The 22690-nt window shown below is 49.3% G+C and carries 16 protein-coding genes, 6 pseudogenes and 1 other annotated feature; of the genes and pseudogenes, 15 read left to right on the forward strand and 7 right to left on the reverse strand.

All coding sequences use genetic code 11. The annotated features are described in order from the left end of the window. Positions 1-92 precede the first annotated feature (92 nt). The 3 genes from ACLJRH_RS23825 to ACLJRH_RS23835 all read left to right on the forward strand — a co-directional run bounded on the left by ACLJRH_RS23825 (position 93) and on the right by ACLJRH_RS23835 (position 1682). The gene (locus ACLJRH_RS23825; RefSeq protein WP_410958147.1) at positions 93-605 is read left to right on the forward strand and encodes a CaiF/GrlA family transcriptional regulator; all 513 of its coding nucleotides are present in this window, start codon (positions 93-95) and stop codon (positions 603-605) included. Then, positions 586-1392: a transcriptional regulator gene (locus tag ACLJRH_RS23830; protein ID WP_410958148.1), complete on the forward strand. Its 807-nt coding sequence runs from the start codon at positions 586-588 to the stop codon at positions 1390-1392. Before ACLJRH_RS23825 ends, ACLJRH_RS23830 begins: the two co-directional genes overlap by 20 nt. Positions 1393-1487: 95 nt before the next feature. After that, positions 1488-1682 carry a type II toxin-antitoxin system RelE/ParE family toxin gene (locus tag ACLJRH_RS23835; RefSeq protein WP_410958168.1) on the forward strand — a complete coding sequence of 65 codons (195 nt, stop codon included), beginning with the start codon at positions 1488-1490 and terminating at the stop codon, positions 1680-1682. Between the two features lie 127 nt (positions 1683-1809). Here ACLJRH_RS23835 and ACLJRH_RS23840 read toward each other — a convergent pair whose 3' ends face one another. Both ACLJRH_RS23840 and ACLJRH_RS23845 read right to left on the reverse strand, forming a co-directional pair. Further along, positions 1810-1998, reverse strand: coding sequence for a FaeA/PapI family transcriptional regulator (locus tag ACLJRH_RS23840; RefSeq protein ID WP_410958149.1), 189 nt, complete (start codon positions 1996-1998; stop codon positions 1810-1812). A 100-nt stretch (positions 1999-2098) separates the two neighbouring features. Then, positions 2099-3223, reverse strand: a complete 1125-nt coding sequence (locus ACLJRH_RS23845; RefSeq protein ID WP_410958150.1) for a porin — start codon at positions 3221-3223, stop codon at positions 2099-2101. A gap of 418 nt (positions 3224-3641) precedes the next feature. Here ACLJRH_RS23845 and aphA point away from each other — a divergent pair, with 418 nt between their 5' ends. From aphA to ACLJRH_RS23860, 3 genes and pseudogenes are all read left to right on the forward strand, one after another. Continuing rightward, on the forward strand, positions 3642-4340 hold the full coding sequence (aphA, locus tag ACLJRH_RS23850; RefSeq protein WP_410958151.1) for an acid phosphatase AphA: 699 nt from the start codon (positions 3642-3644) through the stop codon (positions 4338-4340). Positions 4341-4356: 16 nt separating this feature from the next. Continuing rightward, the gene (locus ACLJRH_RS23855) at positions 4357-5169 is read left to right on the forward strand and encodes a 5'-nucleotidase, lipoprotein e(P4) family (protein WP_410958152.1); all 813 of its coding nucleotides are present in this window, start codon (positions 4357-4359) and stop codon (positions 5167-5169) included. 203 nt (positions 5170-5372) lie between these two features. Then, a pseudogene (locus tag ACLJRH_RS23860) lies at positions 5373-5795 on the forward strand (transposase); the annotation flags it as partial. A 42-nt stretch (positions 5796-5837) separates the two neighbouring features. Here the strand turns inward: ACLJRH_RS23860 and ACLJRH_RS23865 are convergent. From ACLJRH_RS23865 to ACLJRH_RS23875, 3 genes and pseudogenes are all read right to left on the reverse strand, one after another. Continuing rightward, positions 5838-6317: pseudogene (locus ACLJRH_RS23865) on the reverse strand (IS3 family transposase); the annotation flags it as partial. A gap of 83 nt (positions 6318-6400) precedes the next feature. Then, complete coding sequence (gene ltrA, locus ACLJRH_RS23870) at positions 6401-7909, reverse strand: group II intron reverse transcriptase/maturase (protein ID WP_410958169.1); 1509 nt, start codon at positions 7907-7909, stop codon at positions 6401-6403. A gap of 672 nt (positions 7910-8581) precedes the next feature. Beyond that, positions 8582-9102, reverse strand: a pseudogene (locus tag ACLJRH_RS23875) (IS3 family transposase); the annotation flags it as partial. Then, positions 8924-9040, reverse strand: a sequence feature (AL1L pseudoknot). It overlaps the preceding pseudogene by 117 nt. Positions 9103-9194: 92 nt before the next feature. On the opposite strand from ACLJRH_RS23875, the gene tnpA reads away from it, so the two are divergent. The 8 genes and pseudogenes from tnpA to ACLJRH_RS23915 form a co-directional block, all read left to right on the forward strand. Next, positions 9195-9575: an IS66-like element accessory protein TnpA gene (tnpA, locus tag ACLJRH_RS23880; RefSeq protein ID WP_410958153.1), complete on the forward strand. Its 381-nt coding sequence runs from the start codon at positions 9195-9197 to the stop codon at positions 9573-9575. Further along, on the forward strand, positions 9572-9919 hold the full coding sequence (tnpB, locus tag ACLJRH_RS23885; protein ID WP_042922210.1) for an IS66 family insertion sequence element accessory protein TnpB: 348 nt from the start codon (positions 9572-9574) through the stop codon (positions 9917-9919). The genes tnpA and tnpB overlap by 4 nt, the downstream gene beginning before the upstream one ends. Before the next feature lie 49 nt (positions 9920-9968). Next, positions 9969-10181: pseudogene (locus ACLJRH_RS23890) on the forward strand (IS66 family transposase); the annotation flags it as partial. Positions 10182-10324: 143 nt separating this feature from the next. Beyond that, positions 10325-10804 (forward strand): hypothetical protein, encoded by a 480-nt coding sequence (locus ACLJRH_RS23895; RefSeq protein WP_410958154.1) that lies wholly within the window; start codon positions 10325-10327, stop codon positions 10802-10804. A 3-nt stretch (positions 10805-10807) separates the two neighbouring features. Further along, complete coding sequence (locus ACLJRH_RS23900) at positions 10808-12022, forward strand: IS91 family transposase (protein ID WP_410958155.1); 1215 nt, start codon at positions 10808-10810, stop codon at positions 12020-12022. 105 nt (positions 12023-12127) lie between these two features. Further along, a protein-coding gene (locus ACLJRH_RS23905; RefSeq protein ID WP_410958156.1) for an IS3 family transposase occupies positions 12128-13665 on the forward strand; the annotation gives its coding sequence in 2 pieces (ribosomal slippage) (positions 12128-12599 and positions 12599-13665; 1539 coding nt in all). A 31-nt stretch (positions 13666-13696) separates the two neighbouring features. After that, positions 13697-14854: an IS256 family transposase gene (locus tag ACLJRH_RS23910; protein ID WP_410958157.1), complete on the forward strand. Its 1158-nt coding sequence runs from the start codon at positions 13697-13699 to the stop codon at positions 14852-14854. Between the two features lie 34 nt (positions 14855-14888). Continuing rightward, a pseudogene (locus ACLJRH_RS23915) lies at positions 14889-14984 on the forward strand (transposase domain-containing protein); the annotation flags it as partial. 36 nt (positions 14985-15020) lie between these two features. Here the strand turns inward: ACLJRH_RS23915 and ACLJRH_RS23920 are convergent. Continuing rightward, positions 15021-15248: pseudogene (locus ACLJRH_RS23920) on the reverse strand (transposase); the annotation flags it as partial. 194 nt (positions 15249-15442) lie between these two features. Continuing rightward, positions 15443-22381, reverse strand: coding sequence for a hemagglutinin repeat-containing protein (locus tag ACLJRH_RS23925; protein WP_410958158.1), 6939 nt, complete (start codon positions 22379-22381; stop codon positions 15443-15445). Between ACLJRH_RS23925 and ACLJRH_RS23930 the strand changes: the two genes are divergently transcribed. Further along, a partial coding sequence (locus ACLJRH_RS23930; protein ID WP_410958159.1) for a hypothetical protein occupies positions 22352-22690 on the forward strand: 339 nt, incomplete at its 3' end. The genes ACLJRH_RS23925 and ACLJRH_RS23930 overlap by 30 nt on opposite strands.

The raw sequence follows: 22690 nt of genomic DNA on the forward strand, positions 1-22690 counted from the left end.
CGTAAATAAAAGCAACAGATATAAATAAAAATACAGAAACAATATTCACCTCTGGCATTTATTTTCCCGTTAATGTTGATGACGAGGTTTTTATGCGCCCTGACAAATTACTCACAGCAATGAATAATACGACGCAGGATAATGATATTCATTATCCCTCCCAGACAAACCATGATGCCTGCTTTATTCCGGAAGGCGTCCGCCAGTATACCGGCGAGCCGCTGTATATCATCGTGGCGCACTGGTGCATGCAACAGCAGGACTGGGTTCAGCGTAATCAGATATCGGAGGCGTTTCATATCACTGCGAGGCGGGCCAGTTATCTGGTGGCCTATCTGAGAAAGAAATCTTCACGGGTGGTCTGCGTATGCCGCCACGAGGCTCTGACCAATAAAGCGCTGCGCTATGAAATTTATGTTATCCGGGTTCTGGATGCGCCCGCGACTGCCAGGCGGAAAAGCTCCGCCTCCCCGCCGGTGTCCCGTCGTCGGGTGGGGAATGCCGACACAGCTCAGGCCAACGAACTGTGGAACCGGCTGCGTACCCGGCGAAATGCCGGGAGGTTACTGAAAAACGGAGAGAAAGATGACAGCGACCAGAATTAACCAGAAAACAGAGGACCATCATGTCATCATCCATGGGGACTGCTGGCCGGTGGTGAGTGCCACTGAGCATCTGGTGAAAGCCATACTGCCCGGGAGCCGGTGTGAAGCCACTTTCAGCCTTACCACCCTGCTGCAGCGGCTGGCCCGGGAGCCGGACGCCTTACTCATTCTCTGCCTGCGTCCGCGCGAACATATTTTTCTGTTCTACGCCCTGAAAAGCGCACTTCTTTTTCATCCGGCGCTGGTTATCAGCGATGAGCTGTTGTTCAGTGACCGGGTGGTGCTTCACTACTGGGGAGATATTCCGGTCATGCTACACCAGGAGCTTGCCGGTACTGTGGTCAGGGTTTCGCTCGGAGAAAAGCTTTATCCGGTTAACGGAAAACTGACTGACTTTCTGTCAGCCCCGAAGCCTGCGACGGGGCATTTCGCAGTCCCGCTGATTTTTAACAACCCGGAACGTCTGATGAACTACATGTCCCTGCTGATGTACCGGGCGACCGTCAGATGTGGCGTCACTCCGGCCCAGCAAAAACTACTGCGGGAAGTTTACAGGGGACGACACACTCTGGCCGGAATGACGAATATTCTTAACAAAGACAGGAAGAAAATCTGGCAGGATAAGGATCGTCTGTTGGCAAAAATGGGCATGAAAAACCGGCTGTATGAACTGTTACATGGTACCCGGTTTCGTGAAAATTTACAGCGGACGACTTTTATGGCTCCCGCCGAATCTGACATTTTGTACAGCTCCGCAGCCACAGGAGTGGTAATGAGGCAGTCATGATTAAGCTGTTTAATCGGTGGGCTGGCAGGCTGAACCTGATATCTCCCTGCCTTACCAGTATTTGCTGATGGTCAGGCAGGGAGTGCCGGGAAAGTATTAGTGGCGGATCTGCGCCAGGTCGTCTTCATTCAGACACAGGGGGCCCCGGACGTGATCGTAGTGAAGATCTTCATGTCGGTGTGCGGCGTTTCCCTGTTGAGAGCCATATTATCTATTACCGCGAAGTTCCGGCTGGTATTGAAGTGTTGGCGGTATTACACCAGACACAGGATCCTCATAACCACCTGTAATGTGGAGAGCATAAAAAATCGTGGGGCAATCGTGATTGATACCGCCCATGAGGGATACCAGCCCGCAACTCTGCGTTATGGTTTAATGCCAGTTATTTTACTGTTGTCTGGAGATAGCTAGGCAAGATCAAACTGAAAATCTTAAATATTTTTTTGTGCCTTTCTTATCTTCATATTGTTTTATTATTTGATGTTTTTCAAGCATAAACAAAGCATGTCTTACTTTGTAAAAATTCATACCTGTAAATTCAGATATATCTTTTATAGTAAATATCTGTGTAGGGTTTCCTTTTAATAAATTGCTTATTATTTGCATATCCTTCTTTACTTTTCTTGATATTTTAACTATGTTATTTGGGAAAAATCATTTAATGGCCCGCAGTATGATAATAAAAACGAGTCGTGAATTGAGAATTTTAGAAGGAGTATTTCAACGTTACATTGGTAATGTCATCAGTACTGATATGGTTTGCAAAAGTAAACATGCTCCTGTTCAACAAATTGAGCTTGTATTCAACAATCAGTTCAATATTTTTATTAATGTTATACATTCCTGCTAAATCGAAAAATTTTATATAATCCATATCATGACTGTAATCATCATTGTGCAGATTTAAAGCAGTTCCCTGAGTATATAAAATAGAAGGAGTAAACCCGGAATCAAAGTGATATTGAGCAAGCACTTCAAACCCTCGGGCTTTATGGGAAAAGCCATCGGCACTACCAATATAATGCATATTATTAACAGCACCATAGTATGCAGCAAGGTATATCCTGTTTGCATCATATTTAAAACCTGCATTCCATCCCGTTGCCCGATCCCCTCTGTGATCAAGTTTTTGCTCAAGAGTGCGGTCAGAGTTTGCATATGATGCGCCAGCACTGAGGGCGTCGGTAATATGATAAATCAGAGACGACCCCAGACCATTTCCGTTTTGATGTGCAACTCCTCTTGGATTATTACTTCGAGGCCCCGTTTCATTCTCCGTATCATTCCAGCCGTCATTTTTCCCCTGAGCTTGTATTCCTAATTCCAGACCGGGAATAAAAGAGAATAGATTTTTATTTCTGTAGGTTAACAAGTTATTTGTACGGTAGGTCATAAAATTATCTATACCATCATAACTTTCACCCCCCCATTCCGGAACAGGAATCCCTGTCCAGCCACTTATGTCATCCATGATACCGTAGTTACGACCATAGTTAAGAGAATTATCATCGTCAATTTTTATACCAGCGTAAGCAATTCGTGTTGTGGCTTTCGAATTACTACCTTCGGTATTGTTGACGGGAATATTATATTCCCAGTAACTGTACCCGGTCAGTCGGCTATTAATTTTCGCATCACCACTGAACATCAGTTTTACCTGAGAGTTATCTCCATCAATAGCCTTGTCTCCGGAAAAGTAATGTCGACCTTTAACTTCACCGTTAAGCGATACATGTGTCCCGTCTTTGCTGTATAACTGTGCTGCTCCTGCTACCGTACTACACAGAAAACTTGAGCCCAGTACCAACAGCTTAATATGATTTATTCTCATTGTTATTCCTCGTAAACATCATTCAGCATACACATCAGTTGAATGAAATATGTAAAACTATATAAGTTGCCGGGATTCTTGTAATTTATTTCCCGTACTGATGAGAATGTAGGTAGAATGGTTATTCCGTGATTGAAATCACGTAACAATAAAATACAAATCATCTTGCATATCAATAATGAGAGATGCTTCACGTTAATGCAAGGAGGAGTAGATTTAACCTGAATTGGAAATGATGTTGGGCATACTGTCATCTGCTCAGTAAACTTCAAATTACCTGTATTATTATAAGCAAAATCCTTCAGGTTCCAGGTGGAATCTGCCTGGTCAGGCATTTTAAAATATCTGGAGTATAAATATGCGTTAAATAAATATTAATAGTTTGTATTATTTTTGATTTTAAGTTATGGAGATGCTAATGAATTTTCGTATATCAGCATTGTTAATAACAGGGGTTCTGTTCACGCTCAGTTTTCCCATTTTTTCTGAAGCCCGGGAGGGCGCAACACTGGAGCAACTGACACATCAGGCAGCAATTCACTGGGTATCGGTGCAACAACTGGAAACGGCTCTGGCTGATAAAAAGCCCGTCAACGTGGGATTTGATATAGATGATACCCTTCTGTATTCAAGTCCTGCCTTTTTTTATGGAAAGAGTAAATTCTCCCCCGACAGTATGAATTTTCTAAAAAATAAAATTTTCTGGAATGAGTTAAGTAGTAAAGGATGGGATAAATTTTCTATACCAAAACAGTCCGGACGAGAGTTGATTGAAATGTATCTCAGGCATGGAGACAATATTTATTTTATTACCGGACGTCCGGCACCGGAAGGCGCTAAAGAAGATCTGACAGAAATCATTCAGAGGGATTTTTCTATTCCTGTGGAGAAATTAAATAAGGTTATATATGCCGGAACGAGCCGGAATGCAAAAGTGGAATATATCAAGAAAAATCATATTACTGTTTTCTATGGTGATTCGGACAGTGACATACTGGATGCCCGTAAAGCCGGGGCAACAGGTATCAGGGTATTACGGCCCTTACTCTCAACAAATACACCCTTTCCTGTCAATGGCAGTCTCGGTGAAGAAGTTGTAGCGAACTCTCAATACTGAATAACAGGAAAATATTATGAAGCAAAAAATGAAATTAAGTATTATGGCTGGCGTTATTCTTCTGTCCGGGTGTGCACATTCTTATACTGAAGAGCAGGAACAAAACCGATTATCATCTCAGTCCACTCTGGCAGTGAACTGGATGCAACAGTCAGGAGAATACAGAGCTTTATCGTGGCAGGCATTTAACACAGCTAAAAATATATTCATGCATACCCCAGCTTCGTCTGAAGAGCGTAAAGCGGTCATTGTGGATATTGATGAAACTGTACTGAATAACATTCCCTATGAGGCATGGCTCATTGAGAAAAACAAAAATTACAGTGATAAAACATGGCACCAATGGGTAGCTGGCCGGCAGGCAGAGGCTATGCCAGGAGCCGTTTCCTTTGCTAATTTTGTGCTGACTCATAAAGGAAGAGTATTTTATATCTCTAACCGGGATGCAGTTGATTACCAGTCCACAGTGGATAATTTAATTCAGCAGGGTTTTCCTGATATAAACAGGGAAACGGTGATACTGAAAACGACAGGGAACACGGATAAGTCAGCGAGATTTAAAGATGTCATAGCTAAAGGTTATACTCCTGTTATTTTTATGGGAGATAATCTGAACGACTTTACCGGAGAAACCTGGCATAAAGATAACATACAGCGCAGGCGTTTTGTTGATGAAAACCATGAGAAATTTGGCATGAAATTCATCGTATTACCAAATCCATCTTATGGGGACTGGGAGGGGGGAATGAGTCAGCATTACTGGAAATTATCTCCTGAACAGAAAATGCAGATCCGAAAGAAAAACCTTATATCATGGAATGGTGAGTAAGCGTCGCTGGAATCACACCTGTTAAGTGTGTTCGGCCTGCGGTAAAGTTATATTCCAGGGGAGGAGTTGCGTGAGCTCGCTGTTGGCGGACAGCGTGAGACTGTAATTAAAATTGTGTAATTGCCTGTTTTTGATATGTTCACTCCAACAACGGAGACAGGCAAATTATGGACGAAAAGAAACTCAAAGCACTGGCGGCTTAACTGGCTAAGGGCCTTAAAACCGAAGCCGACCTCAATCAGTTTTCCCGTATGCTGACGAAATTAATCGTCGAAACAGCGCTCAATGCGGAGCTGACTGACCACCTCGGGCATGAGAAAAATGCGCCCAAAACAGGTTCAAACCCCCGCAATGGCTACTCGTCAAAAACGGTGTTATGCGATGATGGCGAGATCGAACTGAACACGCCGCGTGACCGTGAAAACACCTTCGAGCCGCAGCTGATTAAGAAGCACCAGACGCGCATTACTCAGATGGACAGCCAGATTTTATCCCTCTACGCCAAAGGCATGACTACCCGCGAAATCGTCGCCACCTTCAAAGAAATGTACGACGCCGATGTGTCACCCACGCTGATATCTAAGGTCACCGACGCGGTAAAAGAACAGGTTACTGAGTGGCAAAACTGAACCGCCCCGGTTTTCCGGGAGAGTGTTTTGTCTGTGAACTCAGGCTGCCAGATCTCCGTCTATGATGGAAGCGTACCAGGCCTGTTCTGCTTCTGCCGGCGGGATATAACCCAGTCGTTCCAGCAACCGTCGATTGTTGTACCAGTCCACCCATGTCAGCGTCGCCAGCTCCACTTCAGCGCGGTTTTTCCAGCTTTTACGATGTATCACCTCCGCTTTGTAAAGTCCGTTGATACTTTCCGCCATCGCGTTGTCATATGAGTCGCCTGTGCTGCCGGTTGACGCCAGCAAGTCTGCGTCCTTAAGCCGCTGTGTGTACGCCAGTGACACATACTGAGAGCCTTTATCTGAGTGATGGATGGTGCCGGACGGACCACGGGCCCACAGCGCCTGCTCCAGCGCATCCAGCACGAATGTCGTTTCCATCGACGATGAGACCCGCCAGCCCACGATGCGACCGGCGAACACATCGATGATGAACGCCACATACGCGAAGCCCTGCCAGGTGCTCAGTAGAGTAAGAGACAGGGCGTAGTCGGACTATTTCCCTGCCTCTCCTCTCCGAACCGGACGTGCACCTCTCAGCGCATCCGGCTCTCCATTTAAACACTGGCGAACGCCATTGCCACTTCAGTAAAACGCGATGTATATGTATTTCTGGCTTCTGTCCTCAGGTAAGGGTTACCTTCTGGCAGACGCCAGCGGAACAGCTTCTTGCCTTGCCCCACCAACCGGTACAGTATTTCGCCGCTGAGCTTGCCGTGATTGGTTTTACCAAATAAAACCCACGTTTTGCTCTGACCCGGTTTCGGTGATTTACACCACCACCTCATCAGGGAAGCGATACCTGTACGGTATTTGCGGGCCAGCCAGTGAGCCAGCTTCCAGAACACGACACGGTCGATATAACTGAAGACTTTGGCCTTAAAATCAACGAACTGATAGAACATGGCCCAGCCTTTCAGTTTTCGGTTGAGTTGTTCAGCCATATCGACTTTGCTTTCACTGTAGTTGCCTGATAACAGTGCTGTCAGCGATGCGGCGAAGTTTCTGGCTTTCTCCTGCGGGATCGTTGAGACCACTCGCATCTCGCCATAACGACTGCGTTTGCGAATGATCCTGTGCCCCAGAAAGATAAAGCCGTCATTAACATGGGTGATTTTAGTCTTATCCATGTTCAGCCTGAGTTTCAGACTGCCTTCGAGCACACCCCGACACTCCTCCCTGATGGCTTCCGCCTGTGCTTTGGTGCCTTTGACGATGAGGACAAAATCATCGGCATAGCGGCAGTACGCCACCGCGGGTTTCCACTGCCAGTTTTCTCTGACCGCCGTACTTCGGCCCCGCTGGATACTGTTATTCCAGTACCACCGATCTTTTCTGGCTTTCCCGCTCAGGTAGCGCTCATGCAGGTATTGATCGAACTCATTCAGCATGATGTTCGATAATAGCGGCGATATAACACCGCCCTGTGGCACACCTTCACTGGCCGCCCGAAAGAGACCGACATCGATATGTCCCGCCTTGATGGTTTTCCACAGCAGAGTCATGAAACGTGCGTCACTGATCCTGCGGCGTACAGCTTTCATCAGCAGTCGATGATGTACGGTGTCGAAGTAACTGGACAGGTCGCCTTCAATCACCCAGCGTCCCCGGGTTTCACCGCAGTCTGTGAGCTGTAATTTCACCGTGCGGATCGCGTGGTGGACACTGCGCTCAGGCCGGAAGCCATATGAGAGCGTATGAAAATCACTCTCCCATATCGGCTCCATCGCCATCAGCATGGCCCGCTGAACAATACGATCCCGCAACGCGGGGATACCCAGTGGTCGCAGTTTGCCGTTGCTTTTAGGGATGTAAACCCGTCTGGCGGGCAAGGGCTGGTAGTGGCCTGAGAGTAATTCATCCCTGAGGATTTGCAGCTCAACAGCCAGTCTGGCCTGTAGCATTGTTTTGTTCACGCCATCAATACCGGGGGTATGCGCCCCCTTTGATGAAAGCGTGATCCGCGCCGCTTCAGCCAGCCATTCTGGTTGTGTTATCAGACGCAGCAGCCGTTGAATCCGTAGGGACGGATCGGTGGCTGCCCATGTGGCAAGCTTGCGTTGCATTTCGCTGATTATCAAAGGTCTTCACCTCGTTAGGTCAGTTAATTCACGTCGCAAACACATTCAAACTGCTTCCCTTCGCCATGTAATGGGCTTTCCCCATCGCGGACTACTACGGAAGCTCCGCCAGCCAGCGCGTCATCGGAGCCATGCCCCCTTAACATCCGTCGCTGACCTTCCCCGGTTTACCTGCCTGGACTCAGACATACTGAGGAGGCTGCCCGTCGCACTCTTTATCCTTGCTTGCCGCAAGTTGGCAGAAGTCAGCAACGCGAGTGTGATAGACGCTGCTGCCCCGGAGTTTCGCATACATGTCAAAACACCTTCGACCGGCAGTGCTAACGTATCACTGCCAGCTCCTCCTGCACGGCCTGTCAGATCACGTAGGCCGTGGTGACGTTTTCAACCCACAGAGGCGGATTAACGGGTTCATGTTCTTCAGCCTTTCAGTACTTAACCTTGAGGATCATCTCGGCTTAGTTATCTCGCCTCAATCCCCGTTGTCAGCGGGTTACATCACCCTGCGGGCATGCCGCAGGTCACTGCCGCTCAGGTTCTCCACCGTCACACCCGGTGGGATTGTTGGGTTTCTCATCGTGAATTACCGGTTCAATATTCCAGACAGACTCGTGGTTCATTTGAGCGTCCATGCTCGCCCTGAACTCCGGGCACACCATACGTGAAGTCTGCCACCCACAACTGGTTGGGGCGCTCTGCCACGAACTGACGGTTTACCCGGTCACCTGCCGCAGCGTCTTTCCGGCTGACGGTGGTACGGACCTTTTTACCCCGGCGTACACCGACAAGCCCCATAACGGTCATCAGACGCGCCACCGTGCATCTGGCCACACTGATGCCTTCCCGCAGCAACTGTCGCCAGACCTTGCGCACACCGTACACGCTGTGGTTTTCATCATACACTCGCTGTATCTCCGGCTTCAGCAGGTCATCCCGCTGTACCCGCTGGCTGCGTCTTTCCGGATGCCGGCGGTGTTGCTGATGCCGGTAATACGTTGACGGGGCGATATCCAGCTCGTGGCATACCGGTCCGACCCCGTGCTCATCACGCAGGGTATTCACCAGGGGCATTATTTTTTCCACAGGCGGTCGAACTCCGCCTTCGCAAAATACGCAGAAGCCTGGCGCAGGATATCGTTGCTGCGCCGCAGTTCACGAACTTCGCGCTCCAGCTCTTTGTAAGCGTCCAGCGAAAGCCGTCTGGTCATAATCTGAAGCATCCGACAAAGTGGTGTCCACCAAATAAGTAGTGGGAACCAAAGTGTCAGATATGCAGAAAAATATGACTCCCGGCAGGCGTAAAGGCTGCCCTAATTATTCTCCTGAGTTTAAGCAGCAGCTCGTTGCTGCCTCCTGCGAACCCGGGATATCCATCTCAAAACTGGCGCTCGAAAATGGTATCAACGCCAATCTGTTGTTCAAATGGCGCCAACAATGGCGCGAGGGAAAGCTGCTATTACCTTCTTCAGAGAGCCCTCAGCTACTTCCTGTGACTCTCGATGCAGCTGTCGTACAGCCAGAACCGCCCGCAGAGGACCCGGAAACCCTCAGTATCAGCTGTGAGGTAACGTTCCGGCACGGGACGCTCCGCCTTAATGGCACTGTCAGCGAAAAGCTTCTGACTCTGCTGATACAGGAACTGAAGCGATGATCCCGTTACCTTCCGGGACAAAAATCTGGCTGGTTGCCGGTATTACCGATATGAGAAACGGCTTCAACGGGCTGGCTGCAAAAGTGCAGACGGCGCTGAAAGACGATCCGATGTCCGGCCATGTCTTCATCTTCCGCGGCCGCAGTGGCAGCCAGGTCAAACTGCTGTGGTCTACCGGCGACGGGTTGTGTCTGCTGACCAAACGGCTGGAACGCGGCCGCTTCGCCTGGCCCTCGGCCCGTGATGGCAAAGTGTTCCTGACGCCGGCGCAGCTGGCAATGCTGTTGGAAGGTATCGACTGGCGGCAGCCTAAGCGGTTGCTGACCTCCCTGACCATGCTGTAGGTCTCTTTATCCTGGTTGTCACAGAATAAGCCTGGTAAAATGCGGGCTTATGAACGACACCTCTCCTGACGACATCCTTATGCTGAAACAGCGCCTGGCCGAACAGGAAGCGCTGATCCACGCCCTGCAGGAAAAGCTGAACAACCGGGAGCGTGATATAGACCATCTGCAGGCGCAGCTGGATAAACTACGCCGGATGAACTTCGGCAGTCGTTCCGAAAAAGTCTCCCGCCGTATCGCACAGATGGAAGCCGATCTGAACGTAGCGCCCTTACAGGGCGAGCGTCACGGCTTCGCCGTTCCGATTGTCTTCATAACCTCTGCCCCAATTTATGCTCGCCTGCCACCTGCTGATTACGTTACGGTTAAACGCTGTACTCTTATTCACTGCAGGAGCAGGCCACCATGGCACGCAGCAAAGCGCCCAGGAAACGCAAACCCGGGAAACACAGTAAATACACTTCACCTGATATGACCCTGTATCAGTACCCTAAACGCTGGCTTATCTCCCTTCCCCCGGAATTTGATGATGAGGAGCCTGTTGAACTTTTTTACGACACGCCTGAAGAGGCCATACATTACTGTGTCCGTTTCGGCCCACAGTTTTTCCTCGATACCCAACCTGCTGTTCCGGAAGTCCATATTATCCGTGGTTTTGAACAGCACCCCGGTCAGGCTGCTGAAGAATATTACCGCTGTATTGATGGCGCCATGATTGAGTGCATGCCCGCTGATGAATTTGTTATTTCCTGTAATATCGGCCTCCTTTCCGTTTCCTTCGACCCGTGGGACAAACATACCGACAACTGGGCTGACCAGCCGGAGGAATATGAGGATGTCTTCCTGAGTCATGGGTTATTTTCCGGTCATGCTCCGGATAAATAATCCATGTATATTCCGCGCCCGGCAAAACTACTTTTCACCATTGATGATGGCTGGAATAAGTTTCTTGAAAAATTCGGCGACAGCGTCAGCCCCTGGACCCGTCTCAGCGTGGAGCGCATGCTCGCCTGCGGCACCACTGTCATGGGGGTACGTCGTTTTTGCTGTTCTTCTCCGGACTGCTCCCATTCACGCTTCTTCTACCAGAGCTGCAAGTCTAAGGCCTGCAGCTCCTGTGGATTTAAAGCCACTGAGCAGTGGGTATCGCAGCAGAGCCACATTCTTCCGGACTGCGACAGGCAGCACATTACCTTTACCATGCCCCATCTGCTGTGGCCCTTATTTAACAACAACTGGCCTCTTCTCAACGCACTCTTCCGCGCCGCCACACGCGCCATGCTGCGGTGGGCCCACAGGCAGGGCGTGGAGGTCGGCATCTTCTGCGCCCTGCACACGTACGGCCGCCAGCTCAACCAGCATCCCCATATTCATTTGTCCGTCACCCGCGGTGGACTCGATATAAAACACGGAGTCTGGCGCGACCTCTTCTTTAAGAAGCAGCCCGTGGAGGAAATCTGGCGCGGGGCGGTCATCCGGCTGCTGCGCCACAGCTATGACCTGATAAATCCCGGCAGTCTGCCCGGGCTGGGGCACATCCGCGATCAAAAACAGTGGCAGCGCTATCTGCAGGCGCAGTACGGACGCCGCTGGAAAGTCCACTTCGCGAAGAAGACCCGGGGTGCCTGGCGGAGCGTCAAATACCTGGGCCGGTATCTGAAGCGGCCGCCAGTGTCAGCGTCAAAACTGCGTCACTACAGCGGCGGTGCCGTGGTGCATCATTACTATGACCACCGGACGCAACAGCACAGGCAGCAGACACTGACGCAGGAAGAGATGATCGGTCGCTATATCAGCCATGTACCGGCGAAGCATTTTAAGATGGTGCGTTATTACGGTTTTTTATCCAACCGTAAACGGGGCGAGCTGCTGCCGAAGGTGTATGAAGCGCTGCAGATGGAGGCGCGGAAAAAACCGGAGCAGCCGGGCTTCGCCGCGCTGATGAAGGTTTTTCTCCGCACAGATCCGTACAAATGCATTTTATGCGGCAACAGGTTGCGTTTCAGTGGTGCGCAGGCAGGCAGACATGCGACGGAGTTAGTGGCGGAAAGGTTGCATAACATCGACAGGAAACGATGGCTTCAGGTACAGGCAGCAGGATAAGTTCGCCTGAAAAATGGGTTTCAGGTGCAAAATGGCATCTGAATCGATCAATGTTTGGCCCCCTATGTCAGGATAGTTGTCGCCTCAATTTTTTAGGAAACAACTATGCAAGGATATGAAACACCGATTGATGTTAAAGAAAAAGGATTGATATGGCTTTTACCTCCTTACTGTTGGTCACACAGACAAATTGCCAGTAAGCTCAACGTAAGTGCTTCCGTTGTATCAAAGTGGAGAAGTGAGTTGGTAGAAAAAGGGCTATTACCGGAAAATGAAAAGGTTTCTTCCGTCGATTGTGACGACTGGCCGCCTGAGCGTCGATTTTCAGTGGTCCTTGAAACCTCGACGTTATCGGAAATGGAACTGGCCGATTACTGTCGTCGTATGGGCTTATTTGTCGAGCAGGTCAAAGAGTGGCGGACTATCTCTATTCAGGCTCATGAAATTAAGCTTACGGAAAATCGACGTTCCGATAAGGAGTTACGTGAAGCACGAAGTCGATTACGCGAGCTTGAAAAAGAACTTCAACGCAAAGATAAAGCACTGGCAGAAGCTGCTGCACTTTTGATGCTGCGGGAAAAGTTCAATGCCCTCTGGGACAACAGCGAGGAAGACTGACGCCTCTTCCGGAGCGGCAAAAAATAATATCGCTTGTTACTGAAGCTGTCGGTAATGGGGCTCGTAAAAACCGGGCCTGTCAGTGTATTGGTGTTTCAATCAGGACTCTTCAGCGCTGGGTTGATGGTGAAGTGATCAACACAGATCAAAGACCCGACGCTGCGAACCGGACACCCCGAAACAAATTGTCAGAAGCCGAAAGACAGCAAATATTGGATCTCTGTAACTCACCAGAATTTGCCTCTTTACCACCTAATATCATCGTGCCATCTCTCGCCGATAAAGGTATTTATGTTGCTTCGGAGTCAACTTTTTACCGTGTATTAAAATCCGCTAACCAGTTGACCCGCAGAACTCGCACAAGTAAGTATAAGCGTCCGGATGCTCTAAAAGCCCTTGCGCCAAACCAGGTCTGGAGTTGGGACATCAGTTACGTTCCATCCGGGGTCAAAGGCCAACATTTTTATCTCTATATGATCGTTGATATTTTTAGCCGGAAAATTATCGCCGCGGAAGTGTTTGATTGCGAATCTGGCGAATATGCCGCAGATTTATTACAGCGAGCCGTCTGGAATGAAAAATGCTCATCCCGAAACCTTGTGCTCCATTCGGATAATGGCGGACCAATGCGCAGCTATACATTGCTGGCAAAAATGTATGCTCTCGGTGTATTAAGTTCTTACTCTCGCCCCCGGGTCAGCAATGATAATCCGTATTCAGAATCGTTGTTCCGCACACTCAAATATTGCCCCTGGTGGCCAGAGAACGGCTTTCACACAATAGATGACGCACGGGCATGGGTAAGTCGTTTCGTAAACTGGTACAACCTTGAGCATAAGCACAGCGGGATCAAATACGTTACGCCAGATGAACGCCATCGGGGTCTCGATATGAAAATACTGGCAGCCAGAAAGTCTGTTTACCGGCTAGCCCACCAACAACATCCAGAACGCTGGAGTAAGCAGCTACGCAACTGGGACTATATTCCGGAAGTTTACCTTAACCCGGAAAAAGAGGCGGCATAACGTAATTTTATTACATTAAGCGACAACTACCTTGAAAAACGCCGATCTCAACCAGTTCGATCGCCTGCTGAAAAAAATCAGTGTCGAGGCTGCGCTCAACGCCGAAATGACCCATCACCTTGGCTACGATAAAAATCAGCCCAAACTGGCAACCAACGCCCGTAACGGCTATACCCAAAAGACGGTTATCACTGGCGATGGCCCGCTGGAGCTGCGTACACCGCGCGATCGTGATGGTTCCTTTGACCCCCAGTTGGTGAAGAAGAACCAGACCCGGATCACCGGGATGGATAACCAGATTTTATCGTTGTATGCCAAAGGGATGACCACCCGCGAAATCGCCGCCGCGTTCAAAGAACTGTATGACGCCGATGTCTCGCCGGCGCTGATCTCAAAGGTAACAGATGCCGTCATGGAGCAGGTTACCGAATGGCAAAACCGGCCACTGGATGCTGTCTATCCCATTGTTTATCTTGACTGTATCGTCCTGAAGGTCCGGCAGGATAGTCGCGTCATCAATAAATCCGTGTTCCTGGCACTGGGTATCAACATCGAAGGCCAGAAAGAACTGCTGGGTATGTGGCTGGCCGAAAACGAGGGCGCGAAGTTCTGGCTCAATGTGCTGACAGAGCTGAAAAACCGTGGTCTGAACGATATCCTCATCGCCTGTGTCGACGGGCTGAAAGGCTTCCCGGATGCCATCAACGCAGTGTATCCGGAAGCCCGCATCCAGCTGTGTATCGTGCATATGGTGCGCAACAGCCTGCGGTTCGTCTCCTGGAAGGACTACAAAGCCGTCACCCGTGATCTGAAAGCCATCTATCAGGCCGCCACGGAAGAGGCTGGCTTGCAGGCACTGGAAGCGTTCTCCAGTGCCTGGGACAACCGTTACCCACAGATAAGCCGCAGCTGGCAGGCAAACTGGGCTAACCTGTCGACGTTCTTCGCTTACCCAACAGACATCCGCAAGGTGATCTACACGACGAACGCCATCGAGTCGCTGAACAGCGTGATCCGGCATGCAATCAAGAAACGGAAGGTGTTCCCGACAGACGACTCGGTGAAAAAGGTTGTGTGGCTGGCAATCCAGGCAGCATCACAGAAATGGACAATGCCGCTGAGGGACTGGCGTATGGCGATGAGCCGCTTTATTATCGAGTTCGGTGACCGCCTGGACGGTCACTTCTGAGAAAAGGCATTTACACAGAATCGTGTACAGGGTCAGCTACCTCCGTCATGTGCTTAACGTCATAGCAGACTGGCCGATCAATCGGGTGAATGAACTGCTCCCCTGGCGCGTAGCACTGCCAACTGAATAACACATCCCCGTCAATACGGTTCTCGCTGGACGCTTACAGCTCTTTCAGGCGCTGGCGTTCAGCAGTGGTGAGTCCGCCGTCACCAGTCCCGGCATCGCGCTTATACTGACGCAGCCAGGTACGAAGGGTCTCAGGCGTACAGCCTATTTTAGGGGCGATGGAGCTGATGGCCGCCCACTGCGAGCCATAGTCGTTCTGGCTTTCGATAACCATACGAATGGCCCGCTGACGGACCTCAGGGGAAAAGCGTGTATTTTTAGTCATCCTGTTTACCTCTCTCTCAGGGAGTTTAGTCTCCAGGATTACCGGGGCGGTTCAAGAAGATTAATAATTGTCGTCATCAGCATTTCATCATGGTATTCTGGACGATAAAATAACCGAAGTATGAAAAGCAGGTGACAGAAACAACGAACCCTGCTGATTAGTAACAGGATTCGTTGTCAGTAAAAATATCGACCTTAGTTCACTCCGGAAGTAATAGTCACACCACCGCCTCCTTTAAGATGGGTTCCGTGTTTTGTTGTGCGATTTTCATTGCTGTAATGAGTCTCAAGTTTATTGACCTCCACAGACGGTGATACCGCATTCACTCTTTCCGTTTCTGTCTTGGTATTTTCTGGCCTAACCTGTTCTGATGAATGACTTTTCTTCGCAGAAACGGTTGCTGAACGGGTACGTGCTGCAGGCTGTTTTTTAACAATCTCACCATTTTTACCTGTTTCAGTCGCAGCCTTTTCTGTCAACGGACCGGGGGCCTTCGGGGAAACTGTCGATGAACGCGAACGTCCGCCGGATTGTTTTTTAGCCGTTTTATTGTTTTTTACGTCCCCGGCCGGAGTGGATGCAGTTACAGACTGGTTTGCCTGTGGCTGTTTTGCCTCTGCTGTTCCTTTTTCCATGGGCTGACTGTGCTCTTTCTTATAGGTTGCCCCCAGTTCAACCCCCATGTCTCTTTTCGTTGATGTATCCATGACTTCTTTTTGCGTAACCTTTCCTCCAGCAACAACGTTAATTATGCCTGCTGCATTACCCTCAGTACCTTCCAGCGTGGTATTTTTGCCTGAATGCAGTTTAATATCCCCACCACTTTCCAGATTTACACCGCCGAAAGTTTCACTTTTGCTGGATTTGTTACTGGCATTTATATCGCCTCCCACTTTGTTATTTTTCTCCCCCACTGATACATCGAGCCCGGTGCCGAAAGCCGTGGAAGACTCACCGTTCCTGTCATGGGCAGCTTTCATGCTGAGGTCTCCTGCGGCATCAACAGATATGTCTTTTTTACTTTCAAGATGTGTCCCTGTCATACTCACATCTCCACCACTTTTTATTGTCAGGGGACCACTGCCGCTGCTTATCCCTCCCACCACATCTGTGTCCTGAATTTTTGCATTCTGTTCAATATTTACACTACCATTTACACCAATATTTTCAGACTCAGCACTCAGCCCTGCTTTTACAGACTCAGAATGACCACCGGAAATCTTGATATTTTTAGCGGCATCAAACTTCACATCACCACCACTGTTCAGGCTGGCTGCACCTTCTGATGATAAACGGGTGCCTTCCAGATGTGTGTCGCCGGAAGTATTTATTTTCAGGTCACCGCCGGAATGAATGTTTCCTACCACGGCGTTGCTCTTGGAGGTATTTTCACTGACGTTTTCATATTCTCCACTCAGGGAAAGACCTGTTTCTCCAGCCTTTAGTTTTCCACCTGTGTTATTGCTGTTTTCACGGTCTGATGATGTGCTGGCCGCAGCACGATAGTCCAGAGAACCGGCATTAATTTCAGCATCCTTACTCGCTGAGATATTCGTACCTTCCATCGACGTTTTCTGTTCTGAGTTACTTTTAAAGTTCCCCTTAACCTGAATATTTGATACCACCGCATCACTGCGTTCTGACTCTGATGAAGACTCATTATGTTCGTAGCTGGCCGTAATACCTGTTCCCACACCTTCTTCATGTTTAACGTGAGTTTTTCCATTTAATTCCGCCCCGGCAGAACCTTCGGCTGATGCCTCGCCATATACCCCCATTCTGGTAGTATCAGATGACTTACTGTGTGATTTATAACTGGTATTATGTGCAGCCTCACTGGTAATTTTACTGGCGGACTGCTCAAAATCACCGTCTGTACTTATCTGCGTTCCCACATCGGTAATGCTGTTTTCAGCTGTACGTTTCATATTGCCGCCGGAATGAATGGAGGACGTAACCGCTGTGGTGGAACCGACAACATCATTCTCACTTTCAACTCTTGTTTGTATGCCCGCTTCGCCTTCAGCCGAAGCCTTATAACCAGCAGATACTCCCGTTCCCTGTAAAGTCAGTCCTGCATTGGCCTCAGCGCCCACACCAGCACTGCCACTGGCACCGCCATCGGCATAAAAACCTGCAGCCGTATGACTACTGCTGCTGCGCTCTTCATGCTGGTCTTCGACAGCCTTAAATTTCATATCCCAGGCATGTAAGTCCATATCTCCGTCGGAATCCACTGAGGAACCTTCAAGATTCAACGTTTCACTGGCATTAACTTTCATTTTCCCCCCGGATTTAAGCGCAGACCCCTTATGGGACGTATCCACCGTTGAAGAACTGCTGGTGTCAGTCTGAACCAGATCCAGGCTGTTTTTTGATTCAACAGAACCGGACACCCCGGCCTCAGCACTGGCGGAGGCCTTCAGCGCTGACGCATCTGCTCCAGCCTTAGCCCCGGCCTCTGCTTTCCCTTTGACCTGATTATCAGAAGCAGCCATCAGCCCAACACGGGTGGTACTGGTGTCTTTATACGACGTTTTTTTATCTTCTGCAGTCAGCAGATTGATATTCTTCGCCTCAACATCCAGGTCACCGCCGGACGACACCTCCGAGCCTTTCAGGTTAACCGTATCCGCATTAATTTTTCCGTTACCGCCAATATTCAGACTGGAAGCCGTATGTTTCAGTTCACTGCTGCCTTCATGGGTGGTTGTGGTACTGGAAAAAGCCAGTCCTGCCTCTCCCTTCCCTTTGGCAGTGCCCTCAGCACTGGCAGAAGCATCAGCCGAGGTAGTGTATTTGTTAGCATCTGACTTAAGTGTTTTTTCTGCGGAACGGTCCCTGGAAGCACTCCCCTGTAAAATGGCGGTTTTTTCAGTAGTGATATCTGTTTTATCCGTATTTCTTCCAGCCAGTACACTGACTGTTTTCGCGTTAATATCTGCATCCTTCTGCACATCAACATCAGATCCCTGAATAGTAAAATCTTCACTGGCTTTCACTTTAGCATTCCCTCCCACCTTCAGATGACTGGCAACACTCTGCTCTGCCACATGCTGTTTAGTGGTTTTATTGCTCCCATACAGTGAATTATTCATGCCAATACCACTTTCTTCATCGACGGAAGAAGTATTCTCGGTATTCTGTCCGTCCAGAATTTTAATGCTGTTAGCCTGCAGACTGGCATCACCATTAATACTCACATCTGAACCACGCACGGTGATATCGTTTTTAGACTCCATCTCCGCATTTCCTCCCACCTCAAATTTGCTGCCATTACTGGTGGTTTTTGTTGAATCCAGAACATGTTTTTCATGGTGTAATAAACCACCTGATTCGCTCTCAGAATGCGTGGTTACACTGTCCTGGCGATCTATAATGTCCAGATTGTTACCAGAATTAAGATGCGCATTACCCGCGACCCCGACATCAGTACCGGCAAAAGTGATATCATTCCCGGCTGTGGTCTCCAGGTTTCTTCCTACTGTCAGCCCTGAACGCACCTGTTTTATTGTGGTTGTGGTGTCATTGCCTGTATGGGTGGTATTTTTATCTTCAATAGTATCAAACGTTACATCCCCGGTCGCTTTCAGGCTGGCATTCCCTCCAGCCACCACATCTGCCCCCAGATTCTTTATATCCTGTCCAGCATTCATTGTCAGATTGCCCGTGGAAGTGATAGTGGAGGCAGGTCCCATACTGGTGTGACCACCAAACTCACTGTGTTTTGTTTCATTAACTATACTACCTTCCGTTGACATAAGGCTGACATCGCCCCCCTGAACTGAACCAGAAAGGTTACTGATATCCTTTTTAGCCAGCATACCGAGTTTATTTCCGGCAGCTATATCACCCTCATTATTAGTAATATTGCCTTCCGTTGATGTAAGGCTGATATCGCCACCCTGAATAGCTCCGGCATTATTTTTAATATCACCTTCAGAGGTCACATTCAGCGATTTACTGCCGTTAATGGTACCGCCATTATTATCTAATGAGGTCAGTTGCAGATCAGCCTCATCAGCAGAAATAACCGAGCCGTTCATAATACTGTCCCTGGTGGCCTGCGACAGATACACAACGGGCGTCAGTACCGTTTTCCCGGCCACTTCGGTCTGTACCATCCAGACGATATCTTTATCAAGATGGCTCTGCTGCTCTTTGGTTAACGCCATCCCCAATTGCAGCCCCATGGATCTGCTTTCAGCCACGGAATTATCCAGGAACGCCTGCATCTGCTGGTTCGCGCTGTTGTATGATTTAAGCAACACATTACCGGTCTGTGCTATGACCTGCTGTTTAACCAGATAATTCTCGTAACTGGCATCCCCAAGCCGTAAACCAAGCTGATCGGGCGTATATCCAAGTTTTTCTGCCAGATAATCAGAACCATGAATGACGTTACCGCCCGCCAGGTAAATGTCTGATGGTGGTGTAACATTAATACCGGTAAATAACGGGTTACTCTCAACCAGATAATGTGCACCGGGCTCTTTTACCGGTACAAATAATCCATTGGGGTTGGTCGGCAGGGGGATATTGATACCGCCAAATGCAGTACCGTTTACGCCATTTTCCACGTTAACCGACAGAAACGACTGGCCGACGACCTCGCCCGCTCCAGTCACCTTATCGCCCCCGGTCATATTAATCAGTCCGGTCCCCGTCACCCGGATGCCGTCAGCCACGGTAACCAGACCAGTCCCCGTGACATTATCGCCATCGGTAAGATTCACCGCCGCATTTCCGGACTGATAGTGAGTATCAGGATGTTGAGGTGTATCAGGTGACGATGGCGCAGTATCGCCCCGTTTGAGGTCATTTTTACTGGCCGGAGCACCATTATTGGTTAATGCCATTCCGGTAACAGTTAATGATTTTGCATAAATACCGGAATTAGTCAGGTTTTTATAAGTTGAATATGTTATTTCATCAACTGGGTCCTGTCTTTTTTTCTTCATGTCTTTATCATGAGCGGATATTGAGTGAACTTTTGTGCTGTCATGAGCATGCTTCCAGTAATAATATATGCGAGTACGTTTAGTATTTTTTTGCAACAGAACTGCGTTCGAATTAGTAAACTCAGCCAAAGTATCAATCCCGCTGAAGTCAATCGCCTTACCAGAAATAACACTATTTTTATTAAGGCCATGTTCAAACTTCACAGTCAAATTATTAGCAGAAGTAATCTGTGGTATATAAAAGTCTGGAACACTACCAACTAATTCTTCATGATTATCCCATGATTCGTAGTGATTACGATAGTACTGATATCCAGGCCATGTATTACCGGTTTTATCTGAAGTTATTCTGCATTTATTCACGGGCGTAAGACAATTACCACCACTTTTGTCATAAATATCCCCTACCGTTTTTTCATCATTATAATCATCCAACCATTTTGTTTTAATCTGAAAATCCTTTGCCAGGTTTTCAACCTTATAAGCTGTGATATTAATATCAGCATCACTGGTGATATCATGCTTGTTGGTTATCGTGTTTGCATTCACCACCATTGAATTATCTGTATGAATGCTGCCGTCATTGGTTAAAATACCGTTAACATCAAGAGACATATCATGCCCGGCATAAATATTCCCTTCCGCCTCATTATGCAGGTTTCCGGTACTGTCGTCGTTATTCACGGCAGTTGACAAATCAGGTGTGCCGGCATTCGCCTTGACAGTCAGGTCATGACCAGTAATGATACCGCCCGTGTTGCTGTTCACAATATGCGGGGCGGTAAGCTGTAAGTCATTGCCGGAGTAGACCAGTCCGTTGTTGGTAAACGTGCTGTTCGTCGTTATGTTACCGCTCCCCTTACCGCTGGTTGCCGCCATAATCCTTGCAGTCGGTTCTGTTCCGCCAGGTGTGAGCCGGGTAATATCCAGCACGCCGGTATTTATATCCATTTTACCCGATGAAACCAGCAGCGAATTCACAGCCATAGATATTTTATTCAGTGCCAGCGTTAACTCATCCGCAATAACCGAGCCGCCATTTTTCAACGCTAATACCGTATTATTCTCACCGTTCACTGTAAGCGTTCCTCCCGACTGCATACTGCCGCTGATATTCAGCGACGTCACGCCGTGAGCCGCCGGAAGAATGGCTAAACCGGCCCCTGTCGAAGTCACTATACTGCCGGCGTTGTCAATCTCTGATACTCCCCGGTCATCGTTTAAACGGATATTAAAATTCCCCGCCGACTGTATTTTTCCGTTATTGGTGAGACGGGAAACAGCCATCTCTCCGGCTCCGCCGGTACCTGATATTGTGATTATCCCCGGGATGTCGTTAACAACCGTCTTTTGCACGCTGATGTAATTATTTTGACTTCCCCCGCCCTGAATTATACCGGCGTTACGGAGGTCTTCCGTAATAATATTAAGCTGGTCAGCCAGCATTTTTCCGCCATTGCTCAACATTACCGCACTGCCGCCGGTGTGGTTGCTGACCGTCAGTATATCGCCGGCGCTGATTTGCCCGTCATTACTGAGCATATTATCAATATGCAGACCAGCTGAGCCGGTATCTGCACTTATTTTCCCGTGGTTTGTAAGACTGGCGGCGTTAATATCCACCGTCGCCGCTTTAAACACGCTGTTGATGTCCCTGTTGTAAACATCCCCCGCAGTGGTTACGGTGAGACCTTCAGCCGACTGGAATACACCACCGTCGTTGTTGGTGATATCCCCCCTGGCGTCAAGCTGCATACTGCCGGCGGCCAGCAGAGAACCATCACTGGTTATTGAATCCGCACTGAGCGTGCTGTTCCACTTCGACTGCAGCGTGCCGCTGTTAACCAGCGCCCCGGTCAGGGTGACGCGGTCTTCAGCCCCTTTCTTGTTCGACAGCAGCCAGGTTCCCTGATTGTCCAGCGAGGCGGCCTCAATCACGGAGCCGGTGCCGGCCTGTATCCAGCCGCTGTCTGCATCACTGCCCGGCAGGCTGACGATGTCATCCGCCTTCACCTTCATCGTCCCGCCGGCCAGGATTTTCCCGCTGTTGTGCAGGTTTTCACTGCCGCCCGACTGCATGTCCGCGATGACCAGACTGCCGGCTGCCTGCAGGAGACCGCTGTTGTCCAGTAAGCCGGCGATTTGCAGCCCGATATCCCCCTTATCAGCCACAACCCGTCCGGCGTTACTGAAGCCAGTACCGGCGCTCAGAGCCAGGCTCCCGCCCAGCAGCGTCCCGGCCTGCAGGTCAGTTTTGCCCGTTGTCGTCAGGGCCAGCCGGTCTGCGGCCTGGGTTATGGCGTTCCCGGAGGTGGTGAAATTGCTGGTTCCGAGAGTCAGGTTACCGGCGGCCAGCAGCGTGCCGGAGCTGGTTATCGTGTCCGCGCTGAGCGTGCTGCTCCCCTTCGACTGCAGCGTGCCGCTGTTAACCAGCGCCCCGGTCAGGGTGACGCGGTCTTCAGCCCCTTTCTTGTTCGACAG

Origin of the sequence: Salmonella sp. SAL04162 (assembly GCF_046551535.1) — a bacterium.
Taxonomy (GTDB): domain Bacteria; phylum Pseudomonadota; class Gammaproteobacteria; order Enterobacterales; family Enterobacteriaceae; genus Salmonella; species Salmonella enterica.